This window comes from Delftia sp. DS1230, assembly GCF_040112715.1.
GTDB classification, from domain to species: Bacteria; Pseudomonadota; Gammaproteobacteria; order Burkholderiales; family Burkholderiaceae_C; genus Comamonas; species Comamonas tsuruhatensis.
The window spans coordinates 4,968,928-4,993,953 of the sequence record NZ_CP157763.1 but is presented as its reverse complement, the minus strand read 5'-3'; the positions used below and the strand labels follow the sequence as shown (position 1 = coordinate 4,993,953).

Annotated in this window: 18 protein-coding genes; 7 read left to right on the top strand and 11 right to left on the bottom strand. The window is 69.2% G+C overall.

Annotation, left to right across the window (positions count from 1 at the left end; all coding sequences use genetic code 11):
* Positions 1-91: 91 nt before the first annotated feature.
* The 3 genes from AAN986_RS22495 to AAN986_RS22485 all read left to right on the top strand — a co-directional run bounded on the left by AAN986_RS22495 (position 92) and on the right by AAN986_RS22485 (position 5,315).
* Positions 92-649 carry a (2Fe-2S)-binding protein gene (locus tag AAN986_RS22495; RefSeq protein WP_046985986.1) on the top strand — a complete coding sequence of 186 codons (558 nt, stop codon included), beginning with the start codon at positions 92-94 and terminating at the stop codon, positions 647-649.
* Positions 646-3,645 carry a c-type cytochrome gene (locus AAN986_RS22490; protein ID WP_349335489.1) on the top strand — a complete coding sequence of 1,000 codons (3,000 nt, stop codon included), beginning with the start codon at positions 646-648 and terminating at the stop codon, positions 3,643-3,645. Before AAN986_RS22495 ends, AAN986_RS22490 begins: the two co-directional genes overlap by 4 nt.
* A 353-nt stretch (positions 3,646-3,998) precedes the next feature.
* Positions 3,999-5,315, top strand: a complete 1,317-nt coding sequence (locus AAN986_RS22485) for an MFS transporter (protein ID WP_016454172.1) — start codon at positions 3,999-4,001, stop codon at positions 5,313-5,315.
* A gap of 92 nt (positions 5,316-5,407) precedes the next feature.
* Here AAN986_RS22485 and AAN986_RS22480 read toward each other — a convergent pair whose 3' ends face one another.
* Positions 5,408-5,851, bottom strand: coding sequence for a MarR family transcriptional regulator (locus tag AAN986_RS22480; protein ID WP_016449026.1), 444 nt, complete (start codon positions 5,849-5,851; stop codon positions 5,408-5,410).
* A gap of 300 nt (positions 5,852-6,151) precedes the next feature.
* Between AAN986_RS22480 and AAN986_RS22475 the strand changes: the two genes are divergently transcribed.
* From AAN986_RS22475 to AAN986_RS22465, 3 genes are read left to right on the top strand one after another with little or no spacing between them, the layout of a single operon-like run.
* Entirely contained in the window at positions 6,152-8,338 is a 2,187-nt protein-coding gene (locus tag AAN986_RS22475) for a formate dehydrogenase subunit gamma (protein WP_047217948.1), read from the top strand.
* A 12-nt stretch (positions 8,339-8,350) separates the two neighbouring features.
* Positions 8,351-11,287, top strand: a complete 2,937-nt coding sequence (gene fdhF, locus AAN986_RS22470) for a formate dehydrogenase subunit alpha (RefSeq protein WP_047217947.1) — start codon at positions 8,351-8,353, stop codon at positions 11,285-11,287.
* Positions 11,287-11,529 carry a formate dehydrogenase subunit delta gene (locus AAN986_RS22465; RefSeq protein ID WP_047217946.1) on the top strand — a complete coding sequence of 81 codons (243 nt, stop codon included), beginning with the start codon at positions 11,287-11,289 and terminating at the stop codon, positions 11,527-11,529. The genes fdhF and AAN986_RS22465 overlap by 1 nt, the downstream gene beginning before the upstream one ends.
* Here the strand turns inward: AAN986_RS22465 and AAN986_RS22460 are convergent.
* Positions 11,526-12,410 (bottom strand): LysR family transcriptional regulator, encoded by an 885-nt coding sequence (locus tag AAN986_RS22460; RefSeq protein ID WP_047217945.1) that lies wholly within the window; start codon positions 12,408-12,410, stop codon positions 11,526-11,528. The two genes, AAN986_RS22465 and AAN986_RS22460, sit on opposite strands and share 4 nt — an antisense overlap.
* A gap of 72 nt (positions 12,411-12,482) precedes the next feature.
* Here AAN986_RS22460 and AAN986_RS22455 point away from each other — a divergent pair, with 72 nt between their 5' ends.
* Positions 12,483-13,439, top strand: coding sequence for a DMT family transporter (locus tag AAN986_RS22455; protein ID WP_047217944.1), 957 nt, complete (start codon positions 12,483-12,485; stop codon positions 13,437-13,439).
* A 16-nt stretch (positions 13,440-13,455) separates the two neighbouring features.
* Here the strand turns inward: AAN986_RS22455 and AAN986_RS22450 are convergent, their stop codons facing one another.
* The 9 genes from AAN986_RS22450 to AAN986_RS22410 form a co-directional block, all read right to left on the bottom strand.
* Positions 13,456-14,451, bottom strand: coding sequence for a tripartite tricarboxylate transporter substrate binding protein (locus AAN986_RS22450; RefSeq protein ID WP_012203791.1), 996 nt, complete (start codon positions 14,449-14,451; stop codon positions 13,456-13,458).
* A gap of 111 nt (positions 14,452-14,562) precedes the next feature.
* Positions 14,563-15,477: a dioxygenase gene (locus AAN986_RS22445; RefSeq protein ID WP_047217943.1), complete on the bottom strand. Its 915-nt coding sequence runs from the start codon at positions 15,475-15,477 to the stop codon at positions 14,563-14,565.
* Positions 15,478-15,524: 47 nt separating this feature from the next.
* The gene (locus AAN986_RS22440) at positions 15,525-16,517 is read right to left on the bottom strand and encodes a tripartite tricarboxylate transporter substrate binding protein (RefSeq protein ID WP_012203793.1); all 993 of its coding nucleotides are present in this window, start codon (positions 16,515-16,517) and stop codon (positions 15,525-15,527) included.
* Between the two features lie 42 nt (positions 16,518-16,559).
* The gene (gene catC / locus AAN986_RS22435) at positions 16,560-16,838 is read right to left on the bottom strand and encodes a muconolactone Delta-isomerase (protein WP_012203794.1); all 279 of its coding nucleotides are present in this window, start codon (positions 16,836-16,838) and stop codon (positions 16,560-16,562) included.
* Between the two features lie 28 nt (positions 16,839-16,866).
* A complete protein-coding gene (locus tag AAN986_RS22430; RefSeq protein WP_047217942.1) occupies positions 16,867-18,054 on the bottom strand; it encodes a muconate cycloisomerase family protein in 1,188 nt (395 codons plus the stop codon).
* 184 nt (positions 18,055-18,238) lie between these two features.
* Positions 18,239-20,620 (bottom strand): TonB-dependent siderophore receptor, encoded by a 2,382-nt coding sequence (locus AAN986_RS22425; protein ID WP_047217941.1) that lies wholly within the window; start codon positions 20,618-20,620, stop codon positions 18,239-18,241.
* Positions 20,621-20,708: 88 nt separating this feature from the next.
* Positions 20,709-21,785, bottom strand: a complete 1,077-nt coding sequence (locus tag AAN986_RS22420) for a FecR domain-containing protein (protein ID WP_047217940.1) — start codon at positions 21,783-21,785, stop codon at positions 20,709-20,711.
* On the bottom strand, positions 21,782-22,345 hold the full coding sequence (locus tag AAN986_RS22415; RefSeq protein WP_047217939.1) for an RNA polymerase sigma factor: 564 nt from the start codon (positions 22,343-22,345) through the stop codon (positions 21,782-21,784). Before AAN986_RS22415 ends, AAN986_RS22420 begins: the two co-directional genes overlap by 4 nt.
* 146 nt (positions 22,346-22,491) lie before the next feature.
* Positions 22,492-25,017, bottom strand: a complete 2,526-nt coding sequence (locus AAN986_RS22410; RefSeq protein WP_154835356.1) for an ATP-binding protein — start codon at positions 25,015-25,017, stop codon at positions 22,492-22,494.
* Positions 25,018-25,026: the final 9 nt, after the last annotated feature.

The window sequence follows — 25,026 nt, the reverse complement described above, 5'->3', positions numbered from 1 at the left end:
TTGCCGGACGAGGGGAGGGAATCTCCCCCTCCTGTCCGGCCGCAGAACGCCGACATCCTGAACCGCAGCCAAGTTGCAAGAGCCTCGTCCCATGGGAACCCCAGTCCATCCAAGCAGTACCCCCCACCCCATCCGCCTGCAGGTCAATGCACGCGCATGCGAGGTGCCGGCAGCGCCCGGGACGGCGCTGCTGCATGTGCTGCGCAATGACCTGGAGCTGAACGGGCCCAAGTACGGCTGCGGCCTGGGCGAATGCGGCGCCTGCACGGTGCTGATCGATGGCGTGGCCGCGCGTTCCTGCGTGATCCCCGTGCGGGCGGCCGTGGGCCGCGAGGTCACCACGCTGGAAGGCCTGGGCTCGCGCCAGTGCCCCGGCCCCACGCAGCAGGCCTTCATCGACTGCCAGGCGGCCCAGTGCGGCTACTGCCTCAACGGCATGATCATGACCGTGGAGGCCCTGCTGCGCCGCAACCCCAATCCCACCGAGCAGGAGCTGCGCAACGAGCTGCACCACAACCTGTGCCGCTGCGGCACGCATGTGGAGATCATGCAGGCCGCCCTGCGCGCCGTGCAGCTGCGTGCGCAACGCGCCGCGCTGCAGGCGCCCCCCGGTTTTCCATCTTCCAGCGCGGGCGAGGTCCAGCCATGAGCCCGGCCGGCAACACACCCGCCCTGCCTTCCGACCTGCTGCACGGCCTGGCGCTGCGCCCGCCCGTCGCGGCCTGGGACGGTCTGCGCTACCGGGGCAGCGTGCCCCTGCATGCACGGCTGCAGGAAGCCCAGGCCATGGCCGGCGTGGTGGCCGCGGTGCAGCGCGGGCATTTTCTGGGCGTGGTGGCCGTGGCGCCTGTCCATGCCCGGCAGGCCGCTGCCAGCCTGGCCCCTGCCTGGGATGACCGGCAGGAAGCCAGGGCCGCCAGCGCGCCCCGTGCTGCCGACAGAGCCGACAAGGCTGGCAAGGCTGGCAAGGCCGACCTGCCCGATGCCGGCCGCTATGTCTGGCGCATGGCGGCGCCCGTGTCTTGCGAGGGTGCCGCACGCGCAGCCGTGTGGTGCCTGGACGGCCATGCCAGCGTCTGGCTGCCGCCCTGCGACGCCGATGTGCAGCAGATGATCGGCCGCGAACTGGCCGCATTGCTGCAATGCCCCGAGTCCGCGCTGCGGCTGTTCAGCCTGCCGGCCACGGCGGCCGTCACCCCGCATGTGCTGGATCTCATGGACGCAGCGGCCGATGCGGCCCTGCTGTCCCAGGCCGTGGGCCGGCCCGTCAGCGTGGCCTGCGAGGCCTGGACTGCTGCGGGCAGCGCAGACAGCCGGGAGCTGGTGCTGCGCGTGGATGCGCGGCCTTCGCAAGGGCTTGAGGCCGACACGGTGGTGCAGCCTCAGCCGGGCAATGCATCGCCGCAGCCAGACCTGCTGCTGTCCGACACGCCCTGGGCCGTGCGCCCCAGCATGGCGCGCCTGCTGAGCCAGCCCGAGCTGGCGCGCGCCGCGGCCCTGGCCACCGTGCTCGATGCCGGCGAAGTGCATGAACGCAGGCTGGCCGCCGGCCTGCGGCATGCCGGCGTCGATGATCTGAATGCCGCCCAGGTCTTTGCCCGCGAAAGCCACTGGCATGAGCAGGCGCTGGACCAGGGTCGTGATCCGCTGCAATGGCGGCTGCAGCACCTGCCCGAAGGCCCGGTGCGCGATCTGGCGCAGGAGGTGGCCGAGCGTGCGCAGGCATCGCAGCAGGCACCGTCCCACCAGGGTGCCGATGGCCGCCTGCTGGGCCGGGGCTTTGCCACCGCCCAGCTGCAGACCCTGGATGCGCAGGGCGCCGACCTCCATGCCTGGAGCGCCTGGGTGGCCGAGGTGGCCGTGCACCCGCAAACGGGCGAGATCGAAGTGACCCGCGTCGTGGCCGGCCATGACAGCCGCAGCCTGCAAGCGGCGCAGGCCGCCAGCACGCGGCCCGAGATCGTCCAGCAGGACCCGCAACTGCTGGCCGATGCGCGCCGGCTGCTGGGCACGGCGCCCGCTTTTGACGACTGGGCAGAGGCCACAGCCTCCGCTGCTTCTTTCGATGTGATCGCCAAGCCCGGCTCCGGCCTGGCGCAACATGTGCCCGGCGATGTCTCGGTCATCCGCCAGGGCAATCTGGCGCTGGATGGCGTGGCCACGCTGCCCGCCGCCGCCGCCATTGCCAACGCCATCCACCATGCGACAGGCGTGCGCCTGCGCGAAGTGCCCTTCCAGCCCGAGCAGCTGCGCCTGGCCCTGGCGGGCGAGGGTGCCGGCAAGCCCGGTGCGGCGCGGCCTGGCCGTGGCTGGGGCTGGCTGGCCGCAGGCGCCGCAGGCCTTGCCGGCATGGCCGCCATGGCCTGGCCGCTGAAGCCGGCCCTGCCGCTGACCGACGGGCCCGATGTTTCCCTGTACTCGCCGCAGGCCCTGGAGCGCGGCCGCCTGGTGGCGGCTGCGGGCGACTGCGTGGTCTGCCACACGGCCCCGGGCGGCGCGGCCAATGCCGGCGGCTTCGGGCTGGAGACGCCGTTCGGCACCATCTACTCCACCAACATCACGCCCGACAACGAAACCGGCATCGGCCGCTGGTCCTACGCGGCCTTCGAGCGCGCCATGCGCCACGGCATCCACCAGGATGGCAGGCAGCTGTACCCGGCCTTCCCGTACACGGCCTTCGCCAAGCTCAGCGATGGCGACCTGCAGGCCCTCTACGGCTACCTGATGTCCCAGCCTGCCGTGAAGGCCAAGGCGCCCGAGACGCAGCTGGCCTTCCCCTACAACCTGCGCCCGGCCATGGCGGGCTGGAACCTGCTGTTCCACGACGCCACGCCCTTCAAGGCCGACCCCGCGCGCAGCGCCGAATGGAACCGGGGCGCCTACCTGGTCGAAGGCGCGGGCCACTGCGCGGCCTGCCACTCGCCGCGCAATGCGCTGGGTGCCGAAAAGACCGGCATCCACTACCTGGGCGGCGGCGAGGCCGAAGGCTGGACGGCGCCCGCGCTCAATCAACTGGCCGGGGGCAAGCTGCCCTGGAGCCGCGAAGAGCTGTACCAGTACCTGCGCACCGGCTTCTCGGCCCGCCACGGCGTGGCGGCCGGCCCCATGGCGCCCGTCATCCACGGCCTGGCCCAGTTGCCCGAAGCCGATGTGCGCGCCATGGCCACCTATCTGATGGAGTTGCCGGGCCAGGCCCCACAGGCACCACAGGCCGCCCAGGCCGCCCCGGCCATGCCGGCACCGGCGCCGGCCGCCGTGCAGGCGGCGGCGCCTGCGGCGCCACCTGCCAGGGCCCTGGACCGCCACGCCAATGGCGAACGCATCTACCAGAACGCCTGCGCCGTCTGCCATGAGGCGGGCAGCGGTCCCACATTGTTCGGCGTCAAGCCGCAGCTGGCCCTGAACACCAACCTGCATGCGGCCAGCCCCGACAACCTGGTCCAGGTGATCCTGAACGGCATACAGGCGCCGGCCGACGATGCGCTGGGCTACATGCCCGGCTTCGGGGACAGCCTGGACGACAGGCAGATCGCGGACCTGCTCGGATATTTGCGCGAACGATTTGCACCGGAGGAAAAAGCTTGGCCAGACGACACGAAGACGATTAACCGGCTGCGCATGCAGGCACAGGCGCATGCGCACTGAGGGCGGCAATGGGCAGCAATGGGCGGCGGCATGGGCGATGCCGCGGATATGGACACCTTGCCCTGGAATCTCTCCAGGGCCTGGGTCCTGACATCTGATGCTGGGGACGGGTGATGGGCAACAACGGACGGCGCTGTCGATGTGCAGCCTGTCCGCAATGCGCCCATCGCCCGGATGCAGAGACCGACATCCTGAATTTTTTCATCGGGCCATGGAGATGGCGCCGAGGGAGCGGTTCGCTCCGGATGTGTGAAGGGTGGAAGGCACGGCAGGAGACGGCAACACAAGCTGAACGGCCTTGCCTGGGAAAAGACAGATTCAACAATTGCGATGGCTAGAAAAGGAGTCCCTGCATGTCATCTACATACATTTCGGTGGAAAAAGGCATCCAGACAGCGGGTGTCGGCAAGTTCCAATATCGGCTGTTCGTCATCTTCGGGCTGGTCTGGCTGGCCGACGCCATGCAGGTGCTGTCCATCGGCTTCAGCGCGCCGTCCATTGCCAAGACCTTCGGCAAGACCGTGCCCGAGGCGCTGCAGACCGGCACCTTCTTCTTCATCGGCATGCTGATCGGTGCCTTCGTCTTCGGCCGCCTGGCCGACCGCATCGGGCGCCGCCCGGTGCTGATGATGGCCGTGGTGATCGATGCCTTCGCGGGCGTGGCCTCGGCCTTTGCGCCCGAGTTCGCATGGCTGCTGGTGCTGCGCTTCATCACCGGCATCGGCGTGGGCGGCACGCTGCCCGTGGACTACACCATGATGGCCGAGTTCCTGCCCAGCGACCGCCGCGGCCGCTGGCTGGTGCTGCTGGAATCGTTCTGGGCCGTGGGCACCATCTTCCTGGCCATCCTGGCGCTGGTGGCCGTGTCCTGGGGTGACGATGCCTGGCGCGTGATCTTCTTCGTGACCGGACTGCCGGCGCTGATCGGCGTGGTGCTGCGCTTCTACATCCCCGAGTCGCCCATGTTCCTCAACCGCAACGGCAAGTCCGAAGAGGCGCGCAAGGTTCTGCAGCGGGTGGCCAAGGTCAACGGCACCACGGCGGAAATCCCCGCGCTGCAGCCTGAAAAGCAGGAGCGCAAGTCCATCCTCGCGCTGTTCAACGGCGGCCTGCGCCGCCGCAGCCTCTCGCTGTTCCTGGCCTGGGCGCTGATCTCCATCGCCTACTACGGTGTCTTCGTCTACCTGCCCGTCAAGCTCAGCAGCGAGGGCTTCGCCTTCATGCGCGGCCAGGTCTTCCTGGTGGTGCTGGCCCTGGTGCAACTGCCCGGCTTTGCGCTGTCGGCCTATGGCGTGGAGCGCTGGGGGCGCAAGCCCACGCTGATCGGCTTTTTGCTGCTCAGCGCCGTCGGCTGCATGTTCTACAGCCTGGGCTCGTCGCCCTTCGTGGTCATCGGCTCCACCCTGCTGATGAGCTTCTCGCTGCTGGGCACCTGGGGCGCGCTGTATGCGTTCACCCCCGAGGTCTACCCCACCGACCTGCGTGCCAGCGGCATGGGCATGGCCGGCGCCGTGGCGCGCTTCGGCGGCCTGTTCGCCCCGGCCATCATTGCGCCCATCATGGCCACCCACTTCACCCTGGCGCTGGCCGTGCTGTCTGCCATGCTGGTGGGCGGCGCCCTGTCGATCTGGGCCGTGGATGTGGAATCGCGCAACCGGGCGCTGGATTGATGACGGCCTGAGCTGACTGAAAGGTCGGCTCAGCAAAAAGGCCAGAAGGATTTGTCCTTCTGGCCTTTTTTTTGGGGGGAGGCTGCAAGGGCTCAATCCGCCTCGCCACCTTCCAGCATCTTCTTGAGCAAAAAATCCAGCGCCAGGCGCTCGGCCGGATTGAGCTTGCCGTAGGTGCTTTCGGTGATCTGCTTGGCGAAGGGCTCCATGTCGCGCACCAGGTCCTGGCCGGCCTCGGTGAGGTTGATGACGACCTTGCGGCGGTCGATGCGGTCATGGTCCACCTGCACCAGTTCGCGCTGCTTGAGCCGGTCCACCACGCCGCGGATGGTGGCCTGGTCGATCACGGTGGCCTTGACGATGTCGGCCAGCGAGCTGCCGCTGTTGTCGCGCACGGAGCACAGCACCACGAATTGCGCGGCCGTGAGCTGCGAGTCGGGAATGTATTGCTGGAAGAGTGCAGTGTGGCGCTGATAGACACGCCGCAGCAGGTGGCCGATCTGGTCTGAAAAATGATAGCCATCCTGTGGCGTCATGGCTGATGGCGGGTGGTTCATGGTGCGCGTGAGCTTATCAAAATTCACACCAAATACCGTGTGATTTGCGACAAGCCGGGCGCATTTGCCAAGTGGCGCAAACCCGCGCTGGCTGCGGCATCCGCAAGACCTGGGGCAGCAGGCGCAGCACTGCCCGGCGGCTCATTTGCCGATTGAATGGCGCAATCATCCGTTTGAATTTGACGGCTTGCCCGGCAAGGCTTGAAATGGGCATCAGAGACAAAGCGCCAGCGGACCGGACCGCGCCGCTCCCCACAACGAAAGCCAGCAGGGACACCCATGCCAGCCACACAAGGGAAGATCATTCCCATTGCCGTCCTCAATGCTGCTGTTGCCGGCAGCGCACTCGGCGCCCATGAGCGCGAGGCCGTCGAGCACGCCATTGCCGTCCACGCCCTGCGCCCCGGCCCCCTGATCGAGTTGCTGCACGCCGTGCAGGACATGCTGGGCCATATCCCCGAAGCCGCCGTGCCGCGCATCGCCGATGCGCTGAACCTCTCGCGTGCCGAGGTGCATGGCGTCATCTCCTACTACCCCCATTTCCGCAGCACGCCAGCGGGCCGCCATGTGCTGCAGGTCTGCCGCGCCGAGGCCTGCCAGTCGCGCGGTGCCGACGCGCTGCTGGCCCACGCAGGCCAGGCGCTGGGCTGCGGATCGAGTGGGCATGGGCATGGGCATGCAACCAGTGCCGATGGCGCCGTCACGCTGGAGCCGGTCTACTGCCTGGGCCTGTGCGCGTCATCGCCTGCCGTGATGCTCGATGGCCAGCCCCATGCGCATGTCTCGGCCAACGGCCTGGATGCACTCATCGCGCAATGCCGCCAGCCGGAGCAGGCCGGCGAGCCGGTGGCCCAGCCTGCGCATGCAGGGGCAGAGGCAGGAGCAGGGGCAGGCACCGGCGTGCGCGTCTACGTGCCCCGCGATGCCGCCGCGCTGGCCTTGGGCGCTGACGCCGTGGCCGGCGCCTTGCAGCGCGAGTGCGCGGCGCGCGGCCTTCAGGTGCAGATCGTGCGCAACGGCTCGCGCGGCCTGCTGTGGCTGGAGACCCTGGTGGAAGTCGAGACGCCCGAAGGCCGCGTGGCCTACGGCCCGGTCACGGCCGATGCGGTGCCGGGCCTGATCGATGCCGGAATGCTGCAGGGCGGCAGCCATGCGCTGTGCCATGGACTGACCGAGGCCATTGCCTACCTGGCGCGCCAGGAGCGCCTGACCTTTGCGCGCGTGGGCGTCATCGACCCGCTGGACCTGTCCGACTACGCAGCCCATGGCGGCTGGCAGGGGCTGGAGCGCGCGGCGCGCATGGAGCCCGCGGCCATCGTGCAGGAGGTGCTGGATTCGGGCCTGCGCGGCCGTGGCGGTGCGGCGTTTCCGGCCGGCATCAAGTGGAAGACCGTGGCCGCCGCAGCGGGGCCGCAAAAGTACATTGCCTGCAATGCCGACGAGGGCGACTCGGGCACCTTCGCCGACCGGCTGCTGATGGAGGGCGATCCCTACACGCTGATCGAAGGCATGGCCATTGCCGGCCTGGCCGTGGGCGCCACGCAGGGCCTGGTCTATGTGCGCAGCGAGTATCCGCATGCCATCGCCACCCTGCGCGAAGCCATTGCGCGCGCCGAGGCCGCAGGCTGGCTGGGCCGCGACGTGGCCGGCAGCGGGCGGGCCTTCCACATGGAGGTGCGCAAGGGCGCGGGCAGCTATGTCTGCGGCGAGGAAACGGCCATGCTGGAGAGCATCGAGGGGCGGCGCGGCATCGTGCGCGCCAAGCCGCCGCTGCCGGCCATAGCGGGGCTGTGGGGCCGGCCCACGGTGATCAACAACGTGATCACGCTGGCCACGGTGCCGCTGATCCTGGCGCGCGGCGCGGCCTTCTACCAGGGCTTCGGCATGGGCCGCTCGCGCGGCACGCTGCCGTTCCAGCTGGCCGGCAACATTGCGCGCGGCGGCCTGGTGGAAAAGGCCTTCGGCCTGAGCCTGCGCGAGCTGGTGGAAGACTTCGGCGGCGGCACGGCCACCGGCCGCACCGTCAAGGCCGTGCAGGTGGGCGGCCCGCTGGGCAGCTATGTGGCGCCGGCCGACTGGGATGCGCCGCTGGACTACGAGGTCTATGCCGCCAAGGGCAATGTGGTGGGGCACGGCGGCATCGTCGTGCATGACGACACGGCCGACATGGCGCAGCTGGCGCGCTACGCCATGGAGTTCTGCGCCATCGAGTCCTGCGGCAAGTGCACGCCCTGCCGCATCGGCTCCACGCGCGGCGTGGAGGTCATCGACCGCATCGTGCGCGCCGGCAGCGACCCTGCCGCCCACGCCAGCCAGGTGGCCCTGCTGGAGAACCTGTGCGACACCATGCAGCACGGCTCCATGTGCGCCATGGGCGGGATGACGCCGTATCCCGTGCGCTCGGCGCTGAACCACTACCCCCAGGACTTCGGCATCGAGTCCACCACGGCCGCAGCGGCTGCCTGACCGGAGAACACCATGCTCGACCATTTGAAGCAAGCCGACTGGGGCACACCCGCCAGCCCGTCCGAACGCCTGATCACCCTGCAGATCGACGGCCGCGAGGTCTGCGTTCCCGAGGGCACCTCGCTGATGCGCGCTGCCATGGAAGGCGGCGTCAGCGTGCCCAAGCTGTGCGCCACCGACAGCCTGGAGCCCTTCGGCTCCTGCCGCCTGTGCCTGGTGCAGATCGAAGGCCGCAAGGGCTTTCCGGCCTCGTGCACCGCGCCGGCCGAGCCGGGCATGAAGGTGCGCACGCAAAGCCCGCAACTGCAGGAGCTGCGCCGCGGCGTGATGGAGCTGTACATCTCCGACCATCCGCTGGACTGCCTGACCTGCAGCGCCAACGGCGACTGCGAACTGCAGGACATGGCCGGCACCGTGGGCCTGCGCGAGGTGCGCTACGGCTTCGACGGCGCCAACCACTTCAAGGGCCAGGCGCGCGCCGAGGTCGATGTCTCCAACCCGTACTTCAGCTACGACCCCAGCAAGTGCATCGTCTGCAACCGCTGCGTGCGCGCCTGCGAGGAGACGCAGGGCAGCTTTGCGCTGACCATCTCGGGCCGGGGGTTCGACTCGCGCGTCACGGCGGGGCAGGGCGGCAGCTTCATGGACAGCGACTGCGTCAGCTGCGGCGCCTGCGTGCAGGCCTGCCCCACGGCCACGCTGCAGGAAAAGACCGTGACCGAGCTGGGCCAGGCCGGGCACAGCGCCATCACCACCTGCGCCTACTGCGGCGTGGGCTGCGGCTTCAAGGCCGAGATGAAGGGCGAGCAGGTCGTGCGCATGGTGCCCTGGAAGGACGGCCAGGCCAACGAGGGCCATGCCTGCGTCAAGGGCCGCTTTGCCTGGGGCTATGCCACGCACAAGGACCGCATCACCCGGCCCATGGTCCGCGCGAAGATCACCGACCCCTGGCGCGAAGTGAGCTGGGAAGAGGCCATTGCCCACACGGCCAGCGAGTTCCGCCGCATCCAGGCCAAGCACGGCAAGGATTCGATTGGCGGCATCACCTCCTCGCGCTGCACCAACGAAGAGGCCTACCTGGTGCAAAAGCTGGTGCGCACGGCCTTCGGCAACAACAACGTCGATACCTGCGCGCGCGTGTGCCACTCGCCCACGGGCTATGGCCTGGGCCAGACCTATGGCACCTCGGCCGGCACGCAGACCTTCAAGTCCATCGAGCACACGGACGTGGTCATGGTCATCGGCGCCAATCCCACGGCCGCGCACCCGGTGTTCGGCTCGCGCATGAAAAAGCGCCTGCGCGGCGACGGCCGGCGTGCGGGCGCCAAGCTCATCGTCATCGACCCGCGCGAGATCGAGCTCGTCAAGTCGCCCCACATCCGCGCCGACTACCACCTGCAACTGCGGCCCGGCACCAACGTGGCCATGATCACCTCGCTGGCCCATGTCATCGTCACCGAAGGCTGGCTGGCCGAGGACTACATCGCCGAGCGCTGCGATGCCAAGTCCTTCGCGCAGTGGAAGGAATTCGTGGCCCGGCCCGAGAACTCGCCCGAGGCCATGGCCGAGGTCACCGGGGTCGCTCCCGAACTCGTGCGCGGCGCCGCGCGCCTGTATGCGCTGGGCGCCGAGGACCACCCAGCGGGCCGCCCCGTCAACGCGGCCATCTACTACGGCCTGGGCGTGACCGAGCATGCGCAGGGCTCGACCATGGTCATGGGCATTGCCAACCTGGCCATGGCCACGGGCAACGTGGGCCGCGAGGGCGTGGGCGTGAACCCGCTGCGCGGCCAGAACAACGTGCAGGGCTCCTGCGACATGGGTTCCTTCCCGCATGAGCTGCCCGGCTACCGCCACATCTCGGACAGCACGGTGCGCGCCGAGTTCGAGGGGGCCTGGGGCGTGGCGCTCAGCCCCGAGCCCGGCCTGCGCATTCCCAACATGTTCGAGGCGGCCCTGGCCGGCAGCTTCATGGGCCTGTACTGCGAGGGCGAGGACATCGTGCAGTCCGACCCCAACACCCAGCATGTGACGGCCGCGCTCTCGGCCATGGAATGCGTGGTGGTGCAGGACATCTTCCTCAACGAAACCGCCAAGTACGCCCATGTCTTCCTGCCGGGCGCCTCTTTCCTCGAAAAGGACGGCACCTTCACCAATGCCGAGCGCCGCATCTCGCGCGTGCGCAAGGTCATGGCGCCGCTGGCCGGCCATGCCGACTGGGAAGTCACCCAGCTGCTGGCCAATGCGCTGGGCTATGCCATGCACTACACGCACCCGAGCGAAATAATGGCCGAGATCGCCGCGCTCACGCCCAGCTTCGCGGGCGTGAACTACGACAAGATCGACCGGCTGGGCAGCGTGCAATGGCCCTGCAATGACAGCACCGAAGAGGCCGGCACTCCCATCATGCACAGGGACCGCTTCGTGCGCGGCAAGGGCCGCTTCATCATCACCCAGTACGTGGCCACCGACGAGAAGGTCACCCAGCGCTTTCCGCTGCTGCTGACCACGGGCCGCATCCTGTCGCAGTACAACGTGGGCGCCCAGACCCGACGCACGCACAACAGTCACTGGCACAGCGAGGACCGGCTGGAAATCCATCCGCATGACGCCGAGGACCGCGGCATACGCGACGGAGACTGGGTCGGCATCGCCAGCCGCGCGGGCGAGACCGTGCTGCGCGCCACCGTCACCGAGCGCATACAGCCCGGCGTGGTCTACACCACCTTCCACTTTCCCGAATCGGGCGCCAACGTCATCACCACCGACAGCTCGGACTGGGCCACCAACTGCCCCGAATACAAGGTCACGGCCGTGCAGGTGCTGCCCGTCCCCCAGCACGCCCAGCCGTCCGACTGGCAGCGCGGCTTTGCGCGCATGCATGAAGAGCAGATCGGCCTGTTGCAAGCCGCGCAGGCAGGCAGCATGGCCGTGGCGGGAGGCAAGTGATGGACAGCGCCAACCTGGTCCGCATGGCCAACCGCATCGGCGAGTTCTTCGAGGCCATGCCCGAGCGTGACGAGGCCCTGCAGGGCATCGCCGAACACATCCGCAAATTCTGGGAGCCCCGCATGCGCGCCGAACTGGCCCGCGTGCTGGCCAGTCCCGACAAGGCGCAGGCGCTCAAGCCCATCGTGCGCGAGGCGCTGGTGCTGCATCCGCTGACCTTGCCGTCGGCGGCGCAGGCTTAGCCAAACCGCTTCTTCCTGGCCATCTCCCGCGCCAGCTCCACAAAGCCGGCAGCGGCCGGCGACAGCCGTTCCATGCTGCGCACGGCCAGGCCGGTGACGCGGCGCTGGCGGGGCGAGAGGCTGCGGTAGACCATGCCTTCGGGCGCCTGCTCGGGCACGGCCAGGCGTGCGGCAATGGCAATGGCGTGGCCCTGGGCCACGAAGCCCTGCATGGAGGACATCTGCTCGAAGTGGTAGATGGCCGCAGGCTGGGCGCCGGCCTCGGCCAGGAAGCGGTCGATGTGCGCGCCCGACCCGGCCGAGGTGCGCACAAAGGCCTCGCCCTGCAGGTCGGCGGCGCGGATGCTGCGCTGGGCCGCCAGCCGGTGCGCGGCGGGCAGCAGCGCCACCAGTTCGTCTTCCACCAGGGGCACGGTCTCGAAGCGCTCGTCGGGCAGCACGACGAAGCCGATCTCCACGCGCCGCTCCAGCAGCCACTTGACCACGGTGTCGTCATTTTGCTCGTCGATCTGCACCAGCACGGCGGGCTGGCGGCGCCGGTACTCGGTGATCAGCGGGGGCAGCAGCCGCAGCGAAGAGGTGGCGCCGAACGAGGCCACGCGCAGCGTGCCGCGCGCCATGCCGCGCTCGGCATCGGCCTCCTGCCGCAAGGCCTCCTTTTGCTGGAGGATGTCGTTGGCGCGCTGCAGCAGCCGCGTGCCTGCGTCGGTCAGCGGGGAGTGGGGGCCTTCGCGCCGCACCAGCTGAACCTGCAGCTCGCCTTCCAGCGCGCGCAGGGCATGGCTGACGGCGCTCTGGGTAATGCCCAGCAGCGCGGCCGCGCGCGAGAAACTGCCGGCGCGGGCCAGTGCCGCGAACACTTCGAGCTGGGTGAAGGTCATGGGATCACGTTGTCCAGGTCATGAGCATTCGCTCATTTGTCTATGAATCGATATGAGCACATAGTACGCGCCATGAATTTTCAACGCTTCTTCGGTCCCCACCTGCGGCTTGTCGGCATGGCCCTGCTGTGGGGCGCTTCCTGGCCTGCGGGCCGCGTGGTGGCACAGAACATGCCGCCGCTGGCAGCCGCCAGCCTGCGCTTCCTGCTGGCCGCCTCCGTGCTGCTGCCGTGGCTGTACTGGGCCGGTGGCATGGCCGGTCTCAGGCACTGGAGCGCCAGGCGCTGGCTGGGCATGGCGGCCGCTGGCGCCACGGGCGTGTTCGGCTATGCGGCCTTCTTCCTCATGGGGCTGCAGCATGTGCCGGCCGGCAAGGCGGCCCTGGTGATCACGCTCAACCCCGTGCTCACGCTGGCGCTGGCGGTCTGGCTGTTCGGCGAGCGGCTCAACCGCACCATTGCCCTGGGCATGGCCCTGGCGGCCTGCGGCGCCGTGGTGGTGATCTCGCATGGCCAGCCGCTGGCGCTGCTGCAGGGATCGGTGGGCGCCGGAGAGCTGCTGATCCTGGGCTGCGTGGTGTGCTGGGTGACCTACACCCTGATCGGCCGCTGGCTGCTCATGGGCGTGGATGCGCTGTCGGCCACGGCCGTGACCTCGACCATGGGCGCGGCCATGCTGCTGGTGGCCAGCCTGGTGGTCGAGGGGCCGGCCGGCCTGCAGGCTGCCGTGCTTGGCAACGGCACTGCCTGGAGCGCGCTGGCCTTCCTGGCCTTCGGCGCCACGGCGCTTGCCTATGCCTGGTACTTCGACGGCGTCAAGGCGCTGGGCGCGGGCGCGGCCTCCGGCTACATCACCCTGGTGCCCGTGATCGGCGTGGCGCTGTCGGCGCTGTGGCTGGGCGAGAGCATCGATGCCAGCATCGTGCTGGGCGGCGGCATGGCCGTGGCCGGCACGGCGCTGATGAACTGGGGGCGCAGGCCTGCGGCTGCGGTGCACGTGGTTGCCAAGCGCACCGCAGTCCAGAGCTGAACGGACTCCGTCCGGATCAATCCAGCGAGGCGCCCGAGGTGCGCACGCGCTCGCCCTGCACCTGGTAGTCGCGCGCCAGGAAGTCGCGGTATTCGGCGGGGCTGGAGGCCACGGCCACGTAGGAGAACGCGTCCACCTGGGTCTTGCGGAATTCGGGCTCCAGCAGCACGCGGCGCACATCGGCGGCGATCTTCTCCACCAGGGGCGCCGGCGTTCCAGCCGGTGCCAGCAGGCCGATGTTGAAGACAGCCTGGATGTCGCGCACGCCGGCTTCCTTGAAGGTGGGCACATCCGGCAGGGCGATGCTGCGTGTCTCCGAGGACACGGCCAGGGCCTTGAGCTTGCCCGACTTGATGTGCTGCTCGATCACCGACACGCCCAGCACCGCTGCGTCGATCTGGCCGGCGATGACTTCGGGGATCAGCGGTGCAGCGCCCTTGTAGGGCACGTGCACCATCTCCAGCCCTTCCTGCTTGGCGAACATGGCCAGCGGCAGGTGCACGATGCCGCCCGCGCCCGATGAGCCATAGGTCAGCGGTTTGGTCTTGCCTGCCTGGCGTGCCTGAGCGATGAACTCCTGCAGCGTGCCGGCCTTGGAGCTCTGGGGCACGAAGAAGACCATGGGCACGCTGATCAGGCGGGAGATGGGGGCGAAGTCCTTTTGCGGGTTGTAGGGCAGCTTCCGGTACAGGTGCGGGTTCATGGTCAGCGACGCTTCGGTCGCGGCGAACAGCGTGTAGCCGTCGGGTGCGCTCTTGGCCACGTACTCGGCCCCGATGATCTCGTTGGCGCCTGTGCGGTTGAGGATGACCACGGGTTGCGACCAGACCTTGTTCAGGCGCGTGGCCAGCGCGCGTGCCAGGTTGTCCACGGGGCCGCCGGCCGCGTAGGGCACGACGATGTTCACCGGCTTGGAAGGAAAGGCTGCCGGAGCCTGGGCGTGGCCCAGGGCGGGCACGAGGGCCACGGTGGCGGTCAGCAGGGTTGCGGCGATGCGATGCAGGCTGGACATGGTGTGGGAAGCGGATACGGTGAAGCAGGCCGCACTCCAAGGGGCGGCCTGCTGTGGAACGGAAGAATCGAAAAAATGGCAGGCCGGAAGGCCCCGGAAGGTGGAGGCGCCTCAGGCGCGCACACGCTCCATGCGTGTCAGCGGCAAGGACTCGCCTTCGCTGACTGCGGGCTGCAGCACGAAGTCGAAGCGCGTGCGGACGAAAGGCGCGTTCACGCCCAGCGACTCATAGCCTGCCGGCGACACGCCGCGCTCCAGCTCGACGATCAGGCCGTCGCGCGTGGCGAAGGCGAAGTCATCGTCCAGGTAGGTATCGCCGGGCAGGTTGACCTGGGTGGTCAGCGTGCGCATGCCGGGTGCAACCACGAGAAAGTGGATGTGGGCGGGACGATGGCCGTGGCGTCCCAGCGCGTCGAACAGTTCCGAGGTGGGGCTGTTCGGCGGTATGGAGTAGCCGGGCGGCACATAGCTGCGAAAGCGGTAGCGGCCCTGGTCGTCGGCTTCTATGCGGCGGCGCAGCTCGTAGGGCTTCATGCCCGGGAAGAAGTGCGAGTAGCCGCCCTGGACGTTGGCATGCCAGACATCGATGAGCGCATGCGGCAGAGGCCGGCCGTCAAGGTCCAGCACCCGTCCTTCCATCACGAAGACCTCGCCCTGGGGTTCGCCCTCGTCCAGGCGCGCCTCCGCTTGCGACAGCGGTGCGCCGGCCACGAACAGCGGGCCTTCGATGGCGCGCGGCGTGCCGCCCGCACGGCCGGCACGCGCATCGGCCTCGTCGCTGCGGATGTCCAGCAGCCGGTCGAAGCCCAGGCCTGCCGTGATCAGGCCCAGTTGGCCGCTGCTCCCCAGGCGGCCCAGCCAGTCCACGGCGGCCCAGAACTCGTCGGGCGTGACATCCATCTCGTCGATGGTGTGGAACAGATCGCTGACGATGCGCTGGGTCAGCGCCCGCACGCGGTCGCTGCCAGGGGCGATCTGGTTGCTGTTGACCAGATTCAGCAGCTGGTCCTGGGACAGTTCGGACATGTTTGTCTCCTCGTGGTTTTATGGGATGTCCTGGAAAAGAGAAGCGCTCAGTCCATGCTGATGTTGCGCTCCGTGATCACCTTGGTCCAGCGCACGGACTCGGCCTGCAGGTGCTTTGCCGCTTCCTCGGGCGTGGAGCCCACGACTTCGGCGCCGATGGCCTTGAAGCGTTCGAGCACGTCGGGCTGCTTCATCTCTGCCACGAAGACCTGGTTGAGCTTCTTGACGATGGCTGGCGGCGTGCTGGCGGGCATGAAGACGGCGAACCAGGGCGAGACCTCGTAGCCCTTGATGCCGGCCTCTTCCATGGTGGGCACGTCGGGCATGCTGGACGAACGCTTGGCCGTGGTCACGGCCAGGGCGCGCAGCTTGCCCGACTGGATGTGCGGGCGCGCCGAGGTGATGGAGTCGAACATGTAGTTGACCTGTCCGCCCAGCAGGTCGGAGACGGCCGGGCCCGATCCCTTGTAGGGGATGTGCAGGATGTCCACGCCGGCCAGCGAGTTGAACACTTCGCCTGCCAGGTGGATGGAGGTGCCGTTGCCGGCCGAGGCATAGGTCAGCTTGCCGGGCGAGGCCTTGGCGGCGGCCACCACGTCGGCCACGCTCTTGACGTTGGGCTGGGTGGAGTTGGTGACCAGGATGTTGGGCACCACGGCCAGCACGCCCACGGGGGCGAAGTCCTTGATCGGGTCGTAGCTGAGCTTGCGGTACAGCGGCTTGTTGGTGGCCATGCCGATGGAGGTGATCATCAGCGTGTAGCCGTCGCCGGGCTGCTTGGCCACGAAGTCGGCGCCGATGTTGCCGCCGGCGCCGGGACGGTTCTCGATCACGAAGGGCTGGCCCAGCGTGCGGCCGGCCTTCTCGCCCAGGGTGCGCGCAATGGCGTCCATGGCGCCGCCCGGCGGGAAGGGCACGATCCAGCGGATGGGCTTGCTGGGCCAGTTGGCCTCGGGTGCCTGCGCATGGGCGGCGGGCATCACGGCGGACAGGCACAGGCCTGCGGCTGCGGCGGTCAGAAAACGGCGTTTCACATTCACTTCAGTTGTCTCCGAACAATTTGGTCTTGGTTTGGGCTGTGCTCAGGCGATGGCCGAGGGATGGCGGGCCAGCGGCGTGACCTGGATGTCCATGTAGGGGAACAGCGGCAGGCCCTGCAGCAGCTCGTGCAGCTCGTCGTTGGAGGCCACGTCGAACACGCTGTAGTTGGCGTACTCGCCGACCACGCGCCAGATGTGGGGCCAGCGTCCGTCGTGCTGCAGCTGCTGCGAGTAGGCCTTCTCGCGGGCCTTGATCTCGGCTGCCACGTCGGCGGGCAGGTCGTGGGGGATCTTCACGTCCATGCGGACCAGATAAAGCATGTTTGTCTCCAGGAGGAATGAAAGGAATTCAGGTCGCAGCCCCGGTCCGGGCCTGCCCCATGTCGAAGTGCTGCGGCTGGCTGCCGGCCAGCGCGCGGTCGAAGCGCGCCAACTGCTGCAGGTCGATCTCCAAGCCCAGGCCGGGCCCGTCGGGCAGTTGCAGCTCGAAGTCGCGGATGGCCATGCGCTCGGTGACGATGTCGTCCACCAGCAGCTGGGGGCCGAACAGCTCGCAGTTGTAGTGCTGCCCGCCCAGCGTGGCAAAGACATGGGCCGAGGCGGCCGAGCCGATCGAGGTCTCCAGCATGGTGCCGCCGTACCAGCCGATATCGGCCGCCTGGGCAATGGCCGCCACCTTGCGCGTGCGCAGCAGGCCGCCGTGCTTGGCCACCTTGAGCGAGAACACATGGCTGGCCTGCTCGCGCGCCAGGCGCATGGCGTCATAGGGCGTGCACACGCTCTCGTCGGCCATGACCAGCGCGCCCTGCAGCGTGGCGGTCAGCTCGCGCAGCGCGGGCACGTTCCAGCCGGCCACGGGCTGCTCGATCAGGGTCACGCCGGCATCGATCAGCTGCGGCAGAAAGCGCCGCGCCGTGGCGCCGTCCCAGGCCTGGTTCACGTCCACGGTCAGCGTGGCGCGGCCCTGCAGGCCGCGTGCGATCTCGCTCACATGGGCCACATCGGCCTCGGGCGTGCGCGCGCCGATCTTCATCTTGAAGATGCGGTGGCGCTTTTGTTCCAGGCGCAGCTGGGCCTCGGCCAGGTCGCGCTCGATGTCGCCGCTGGCCAGCGTCCAGGCCAGGGGCAGGCTGTCGCGCTGCTTGCCGCCCAGCAACTGCCACACGGGCAACTGCAGGCTGCGCGCCACGGCGTCCAGCAGCGCGATTTCCACGGCGCTCTTGGCAAAGGCATTGCCCTTGCAGGCCAGGTCCATGCGCGAGAGGCAGGCCTCGAAGCGCGCGCCGTCCTGGCCGATCAGGCTGGGCGCCAGGTGGTTGGCGATGGCATGGTGGATGCTCTCGGGCGATTCCTCGTTCCACGACGGGCCGCCGATGGTGGCGGCCTCGCCAAAGCCCGTGGCCCCGTTGCGCAGCCACAGCTGCACGATCACCGGGCTTTGCCGGCTGATGGAGCCGAACGACAGCTTGTGCGGGCGGATGGTGGGAATGTCGAGGATCCGCGCCTCGATGCGCTCGATCAGAAAACGGTCTTGCATGGCAATGGCTGGTGTCCTGGCTGGCGGCGGCTGCCAGCAATGGACACAAGCGTAAATCCATGCATTGTGTGGATCTATTGAATTATTTGTGAGAAATCATTCGATGGTGTCGATGTGTTGAATGCCTGCGCGGCAGGCAGGGGGCGCGGCAGCCTTGTGCTGCGCACGCCCTGTGGCGACGGGATCAGAAACTGCTGCGCAGCGTGACCATGATGCTGCGCGGCAGGCCGTAGTAGTTGCTGCGCGTGGCCGTGCCCACGCGCTCCCAGTAGACGCGGTCGAAGAGGTTGTCGATGTTCACGGCCAGCTTGACCTGGGGGGTGAGCGGGTAGGCGGCATAGACGGACCAGACGCCGTAGCCGCCCGCTCGCCAGCGCACGGTGCCCAGGGTGTCGTAGAACTCGCTGACGGCGCGCACGCCCGCGCCCAGCTCCAGCCCCTGGGCCACGGGGCCGGCCACGCGGTAGCGCGCCCACAGGTTCACGCTGTGGCGCGGCGACATGGTGCTGAAGTCGGTGCCCGTCTGCGTGACGGTGCCCTGCAGGTATTTGGAGCGCATGTAGGCGTAGCTGGCCGCCACGTCCCAGCGCGGCGACAGCGAGCCGACCACTTCGGCCTCGAAGCCTTCGGAGCGCACCTTGCCTGCGGGGATGACGAAGGCGGCGTCGGCGGGGTCGGCCAGCGCGCGGTTGGTGTCCTGCATGCGGTAGACGGCGGCGGTGGCATTCAGGCGTCCGTCCAGCAGGCTGCCCTTGATGCCGGCCTCCACCTGCCGGCCCTCGCGCGGGGCGATCTGGCCGCCACCGGCCAGGCGCCCGCCTTGCGGCTGGAAGATGCGCGACTGGCTGGCGTAGAGCGTCCAGCTGTCGTTCAGATCGAAGAGCACGGCGGCGAAGGGCGTGAACTGGCCATCGACCTCGTAGCCCGAGCGCGTGTTCTGCAGCCGATCCGAGGTTTCTGTCTTCCACCAGCTCTTGCGCGCGCCCGCCACCAGGGTGAGGGCCTGCGTGGGCTTGATGCGCAACTGGCCGTAGACGCCGCGCAGGCTGGTGCGCGTAATGTCGTCGGCAAAGGGCTTGAAGCTGGGCTCGGGGATGGAGGAGGGGTCGTAGTGGAACAGGTCGGCCGGCGTGTTCATGGCGCCGCGCAGCATGCGCAGGTGCATGTTGGAGCTGCGGTAGTCCGCGCCCGCGATGAAATGGTGCGTCTGCCCGGCCCATTGCCAGGGGGTGCTGTAGTAGATGTCGGCCGTGGTGTCAGCATAGTCGCGGTCCACGGTCTGGGCCTGGGTGAGGCGGCTGATGCCGGTGTCAGAGACGGCCGAGTAGCCGTTGATGTACTTGTCGCGCTGCTGGCGCAGCACACGGCGCGCGGCCAGCTTGAACAGGCCGCCGCCGTCGAGCCGCGTCTCCGACTCGATGAAGCCGGCCAGCGATTCGGGCGCGGCGCGGCCCCAGTCGGCGGCAATGGCCACGTCGCGCGGAATGGGGGCCAGCCTGCCGTCAGCGTGGGCCGGCAGGCCGGTGTCGTAGTTGCCCCGGCCGCGCTGCCAGGTGGCGCCCACCGAGACCGTGCTTTGGGAAGTGATGTCCAGCTCTACCGTGCCGTACAGGGCCTGCTTGTGGCCGTCCATGGCCATCACGGGGCTGCCGAAGTTCTCGTGCAGCGCCACCACCCGGCCACGCAGGCGGCCATCTTCGGACAGCGGGCCGGTGACATCCACCTCGGCCCGCTTGCGGCCCCGCGAGCCCAGGCCGATGGCGCCCTGGCCCTGGTAGTCCGGCAGGGCGCGCTTGCGCACCAGGTTGAGCATGACGCTGGGCTCGCCCGCGCCCGAGAACAGCCCGGCCGGCCCGCGCAGGGCCTCGACCCGGTCGAACAGGGCCAGGTCCAGCGTTTCCTGGGTGGCCGGGTTGCCGCTGACGGTGAGACCGTCCAACTGGTAGGTGGACGACTGGTAGCCGCGCGAGAGGATGTCGCTGCGCCCGCCCGGGCTGCTTTGCCGGCGCACGACGATGCCGGGCACCACCTTGGCGGCTTCGGTGAGCTCCACGAAGTTCTGGTCATCGAGTCGTGCGCGCGAGATCACGGACACGGACTGCGGCGTCTCCCGGGCCGTCAGCTCGATCTTGGTGGCCGCGCTGGCATAGGGCGCCCGGTAGCTGCCCGTGCCTTCCGTGCGGCCGTCGCGCAGGGCCGTGGCTGTCACCCGCACTTCGTCCAGCGCGGTCTGCGGGCGCGCCGGGGCGGGGCGCAGCAGCCAGCCGCCCTGGGGCTGGGCAGAGGCTTGCAGGCCGCTGCCGGCCAGCAGGCGCTGCAGTGCCTCGGCCGGCTCCAGGCGGCCCTGGACGGCGGGCGCGGACTTGCCTGCGAGCAGGGCGCTGTCGGCCGCGATGCTGGTGCCGGTGGCGCGCGCCAGGGCCTTGATGGCGTCGGCCAGTGGCTGGGCCGGCAGGTCGATGTCGGCAGGGGCGGCCAGGGCTGGCGTGCAGGCCAGTGCCGCCGCGCAGGCGAGCAGGGACAGGCAGGCGCGTGCCGGGCGGGAGGAAAGAGGGCGGGCGGGCATGGCGGGAACGTTCTCCTGGGTATCGGTTGTGCTCGCCTGTATGACGGGGCAGCCCGCCGGATCCCTGATGTGCGTTGGCCGCTTTTTTTCAGTTTTTCCGGATTTTTTCCGGCGCCGTGCTGCGCGGGGCCAGCCAGGTGGCGCCGTCGCGCTCCTGCACGCGCACGGCGGCGATGCGCGGCAGCGCGTCCAGGAAACTCTCCACATCGGCGCGCTGCAAGGCGGCCGTGATGCGCGGCCCGCCCGTGCCGTCGGCTACGGCCGCACGCACGGGCTGGCGGCGCCAGCGCGACAGCGTGGCCGCGATCTCGCCCAGCCCGGCGCTGTCGAAGACGATGAGGCCGCGTTCGATGGACGAGAAGCTGTCGCGCGCATCGCGTTGCACGCGGCGGGGGAGGGGGCTGGCGTGGGCGCCATCGGCTCCGGGTGCGGCACCGGGGGCGGCACCGGCGCTTTCGTCCGGCAGTTCCCCCACTTCGCCCGCCTGCAGCAGCAAGGACGGTTCTCCGTCACCACCTTTCACCGCCAAACGCACCGTTCCATGCTCCACGCCCACCCGCACCAGTCCCGGCAGGCGGTTGACGGTGAAGCGCGTGCCCAGCACGGTGATGCGGGCCTGGCCGGCGGCGATGGTGAAGGGGCGGCCTGCATCCCTGGCCACGTCGAACAGGGCCTCGCCCTGCTCCAGCACCACGGCGCGCTGGCGGCGTGTGTAGCGCGTGGCGATGCGGCTGGCCGGTCCCAGGGTCAGCACGCTGGCGTCGGGCAGGTTCAGCACGATGCGTTCGCCAATCGCACTGTCGCGGGCCAGGGCGAACACGGTGGTGTCCTGCCATTCAAGCCAGCCGCGCCATGCCAGCAGGCCCGCCGTGCCCAGGCCGGCAACGCCCAGCACGCCGCGGGTGATGATCGCGCGGCGCGCGTTGCTGCGTGTGTCGCGGCGCTGGCGTGCGGCGGTGTCCACCGCCGTGGCCAGGGCCTCGGTGCGGGGCGTGGAGTCGAAGTCCTGCCACAGCGCCTCGAAGGCGGCGTATTCGGCGGCGTGGCGCGGGTCGGCGTCCATCCAGCGGCGCCAGGCAGCGGCATCGGCGGCGCCCGGCCGCGCTCCCGCATCCCGGTGCATGCGTATGAACCAGCGCGCGGCTTCCTCGCGCGGCGTGCTCATGGCGCGAGCAGCTCGCGTGCGGCGCGCAGGTCCAGCAGGGCGCGCATCAGGTGGCGCTCCACCATGTTCAGGCTGATGCCCAGCATGGCGGCAATCTGGGGCTGGGAGTGGCCTTCCACCTTGCACAGCCAGAACACCTCGCGGCAGCGCGCAGGCAATCCCTGGATGACACGCTGCACGGCGCCCAGGCGCTGCTGCAGGTCGGCCAGCATCTCGGCCGAAGGCACCGTGAAGGCTTCCTGCAAGGCGATTTCGTCCGCGCGTGCCACCGGGTGCTGCGCGGCGCCGGCCTCGCCTGCCAGCTCGGGCAGGGGCACGAAGCGGCGCTCATGCGCCATCTGGTCGGCCAGCACGGTGCGCGCCACCACGCGCAGGTAGGCATGCGGCTGAGCGATGCCTTCGTGCCGGCCGCTGAGGGCGTAGCGCACGAAGGCGTCATGCAGCACATCCTGCGCGCGGTGGATGCAGCGCGTGCTGCGCCAGATGGCGGGCAGCAGGCTGCCATAGGCCCAGTGCAGGTCCAGGCCCAGCCAGGCGGCAGGAGTCGGATGGCGTGTCATACAAGCAAGCGGGGAGGGAAGGCAGGCGGGCAGGGCGGGACGAAGTGCTGGCATTCTAAATGAGACTTTTTCTCATTTGTTGCCGCCCGTTTGCCACTTGTTCACCACCCGTTTGCCGGCCGCAGGCGCGCCGGCCGGCGGTGCCGCTACAGCAGCTCCGCCGGGCGCGTCTCCGATGCGCTGCGGCAGGGAAGGGTGATGCGAAACAGCGAGCCGCCCTCGGGCCGGTTGCTGGCCACGATGGTGCCGTCCATGGCGTCGATGATCTTGCGGCAGATGGCCAGCCCCAGGCCCGTGCCGCCCGAGCCGTTACGGGTCTTGCTGGACTGCACGAAGGGCTGGAAGATCTTGTCCAGCTCCTGTGGCGGAATGCCCGGGCCCTGGTCGGAGAAGGCGATGCAGATGTCGCCCTGCCCGTCGATGCGGCCCTGCACATCGATGCGCCCGCCGATGGGCGAGAACTTGATGGCATTGGCCAGCACATTGCGCACCACCTGCTGGAAGCGCACGGGGTCGGCCTTGGCGATCAGCGGGGCGTCGTCGAGTTCGAGCCGCAGGTCGATGAGCTTGTGCTGCTGCTGCGGCTCCAGCTCGCGCACGACCGGCCGGATCAGGCTGCGCAGGTCCGTGCGCTCCAGGTGGATGGTTCCCACGGCGCTGTCCAGCTTGGCCACATCGAGCAGGTCATTGACCAGGGCCAGCATGCGCTGGCCCGCCGCATGGATGTCGTTGAACATGTCGGCCATGGCGGGATTGCCGCGCGAGCGCAGGCTGCCCAGCTCGGCAAAGCCCATGATGGACTGCAGCGGGGTGCGCAGCTCATGGCTCATGTTGGCGACGAATTCCGACTTCACGCGGAAGGCCTCCTCGGCCGCGTCGCGGGCCTCGCGCGTGGCATGCTCGGCCGCGCGGAATTCGCTCACATCCACAAAGATGCTGAGCACGCCGGTGGTCTGCCCCTGGGCATCCTTGACCGCCGCCTTGGAGATCTGCACGTCGCGGTAGCTGCCGTCCACGTGGGGCAGCCGGGCCTCCAGCACCATGCGCTGGCCCGAGCGCATCACGACCTGGTTGCTGCGTATCTGCAGCAGGGCATCGTCGCGCGAGTGCAGTCCCTTGATCTCGTGGCCGAGCACGGCATAGCGGCCGCGGCCGAAGAAGTCCTCCCAGGCCTTGTTGACCAGTACCACGCGGTGGTCCGCGTCGGTGACCAGCATGGGCAGGGGCGTGGTCTCGAACAGCAGGTGCTGGAAGGCCAGCTGGGTCTGCAGCTCCTGCTGCGCCTTCCAGCGGGCCGTCACGTCCACGGCGCTGCCCGCGAAGCCCACGAGCCGGCCGTCGCGCAGCAGGGGGACGACGGCGATGTCGCAGAGTATTTCCCGGTGGCCCGGCAACTGGAACATGGCCTGGCAGTTGCGCGGCGCCAGCCGGGCCAGGGGATCGAGCAGGGCCTGGATCTGCGCGCGGTACGGGCCGTCCACGATGTTCTCCAGCGGCTGCCCTACGGCCTCGGAGCTGGGCTGGCCGGTCAGCTGTTCCCAACGTGCGTTCACGAAGGTCAGCAGACCCTCGCTGTCGGTGCGAAAGATCAGCTCCTGCACGCTGCGCATGAGCACGGCCATCTCGTGCTCGCTGCGCGCCAGGCGTGCCTGGGCCTGCTCCATGGCCTGCTGTGCCGTCTTCTGCTCCCTGCGCGTCTTGAGCACCGACCAGCTCAGGCCCAGCACCAGGGCCAGCAGGGCCACGCCGGCCACGAAGAAGGCGAAGGCGTCATCCCTCCAGCGCGCCACCAGGGCTGCGTAGGGCTCCTCCACCACCAGCAGCAGCGGCCAGTTGCGCACGGTGCGAAACGACACGATCTCATGGGAGCCGAGCATGCCCGCGCCGATGTAGGAGCCGAATTCGCTGTGCGGCAGCCACTGCCGGAACAGCGGTGTCTGCAGCACGGCGGTCGCCTGCACGCCCGTGCCCGCATTGGTGCTGGCCAGCGGCCGGCCGTCGTAGGTCAGCAGCACGGCCTCGTAGCTGAGGATCTCCAGCGTGGCCTGGTAGAAGTTGGCCACGGCGTCGGGGTTGATCAGGGCCACCAGCACGGCGGGCATGCCGTTGTCCTGGTGAAAGCCCAGCAGCTGCGGCAGAAACGATACGCCGCGCGGCGACGGGTGCGCGCGGGGCGCCAGGGCCGACAGGCCACGGCCGGGCACCAGCCGGCCCAGCAGGGGCTTGCCGGGCACGACGACGGCGCTCTTGTCGTGCAGCAGCTCCTGCATGTCGATCTGCTGGCCGGCCTCGCCCGCCTGGGTGCTGGCCAGGATGAGTCCCTTGTCGTCGAGCAGGGCCATGCTGCGCAGGTAGGGCAGCTGGGCGATCAGCTGGGCCATGGCGGCCTCGCGCGTGCTGCGCGTGCTGCCGGCGGCCAGGATGGCGGGGTGGTGCGCCAGGCTGGACAGGGCCATTTCTGTGTTCTCGAAGGTCTTGGCCGTCTGGTCCTCCAGCACGCGCGCCAGCAGTGCGGCCTGGGACTTGCTCTGGTCGGCCTCGGCGTGCAGCTGGCTCCAGACGAAGAGCACCAGCCCGGCAAGCACGCACAGGGCAAAGGTCAGCACCAGTGCCTTGATGTGGGCGCTGCGTCCGGCACCCAGGAAATGATGCGCGGTAGCTCGATCAGACATGATGAAGAT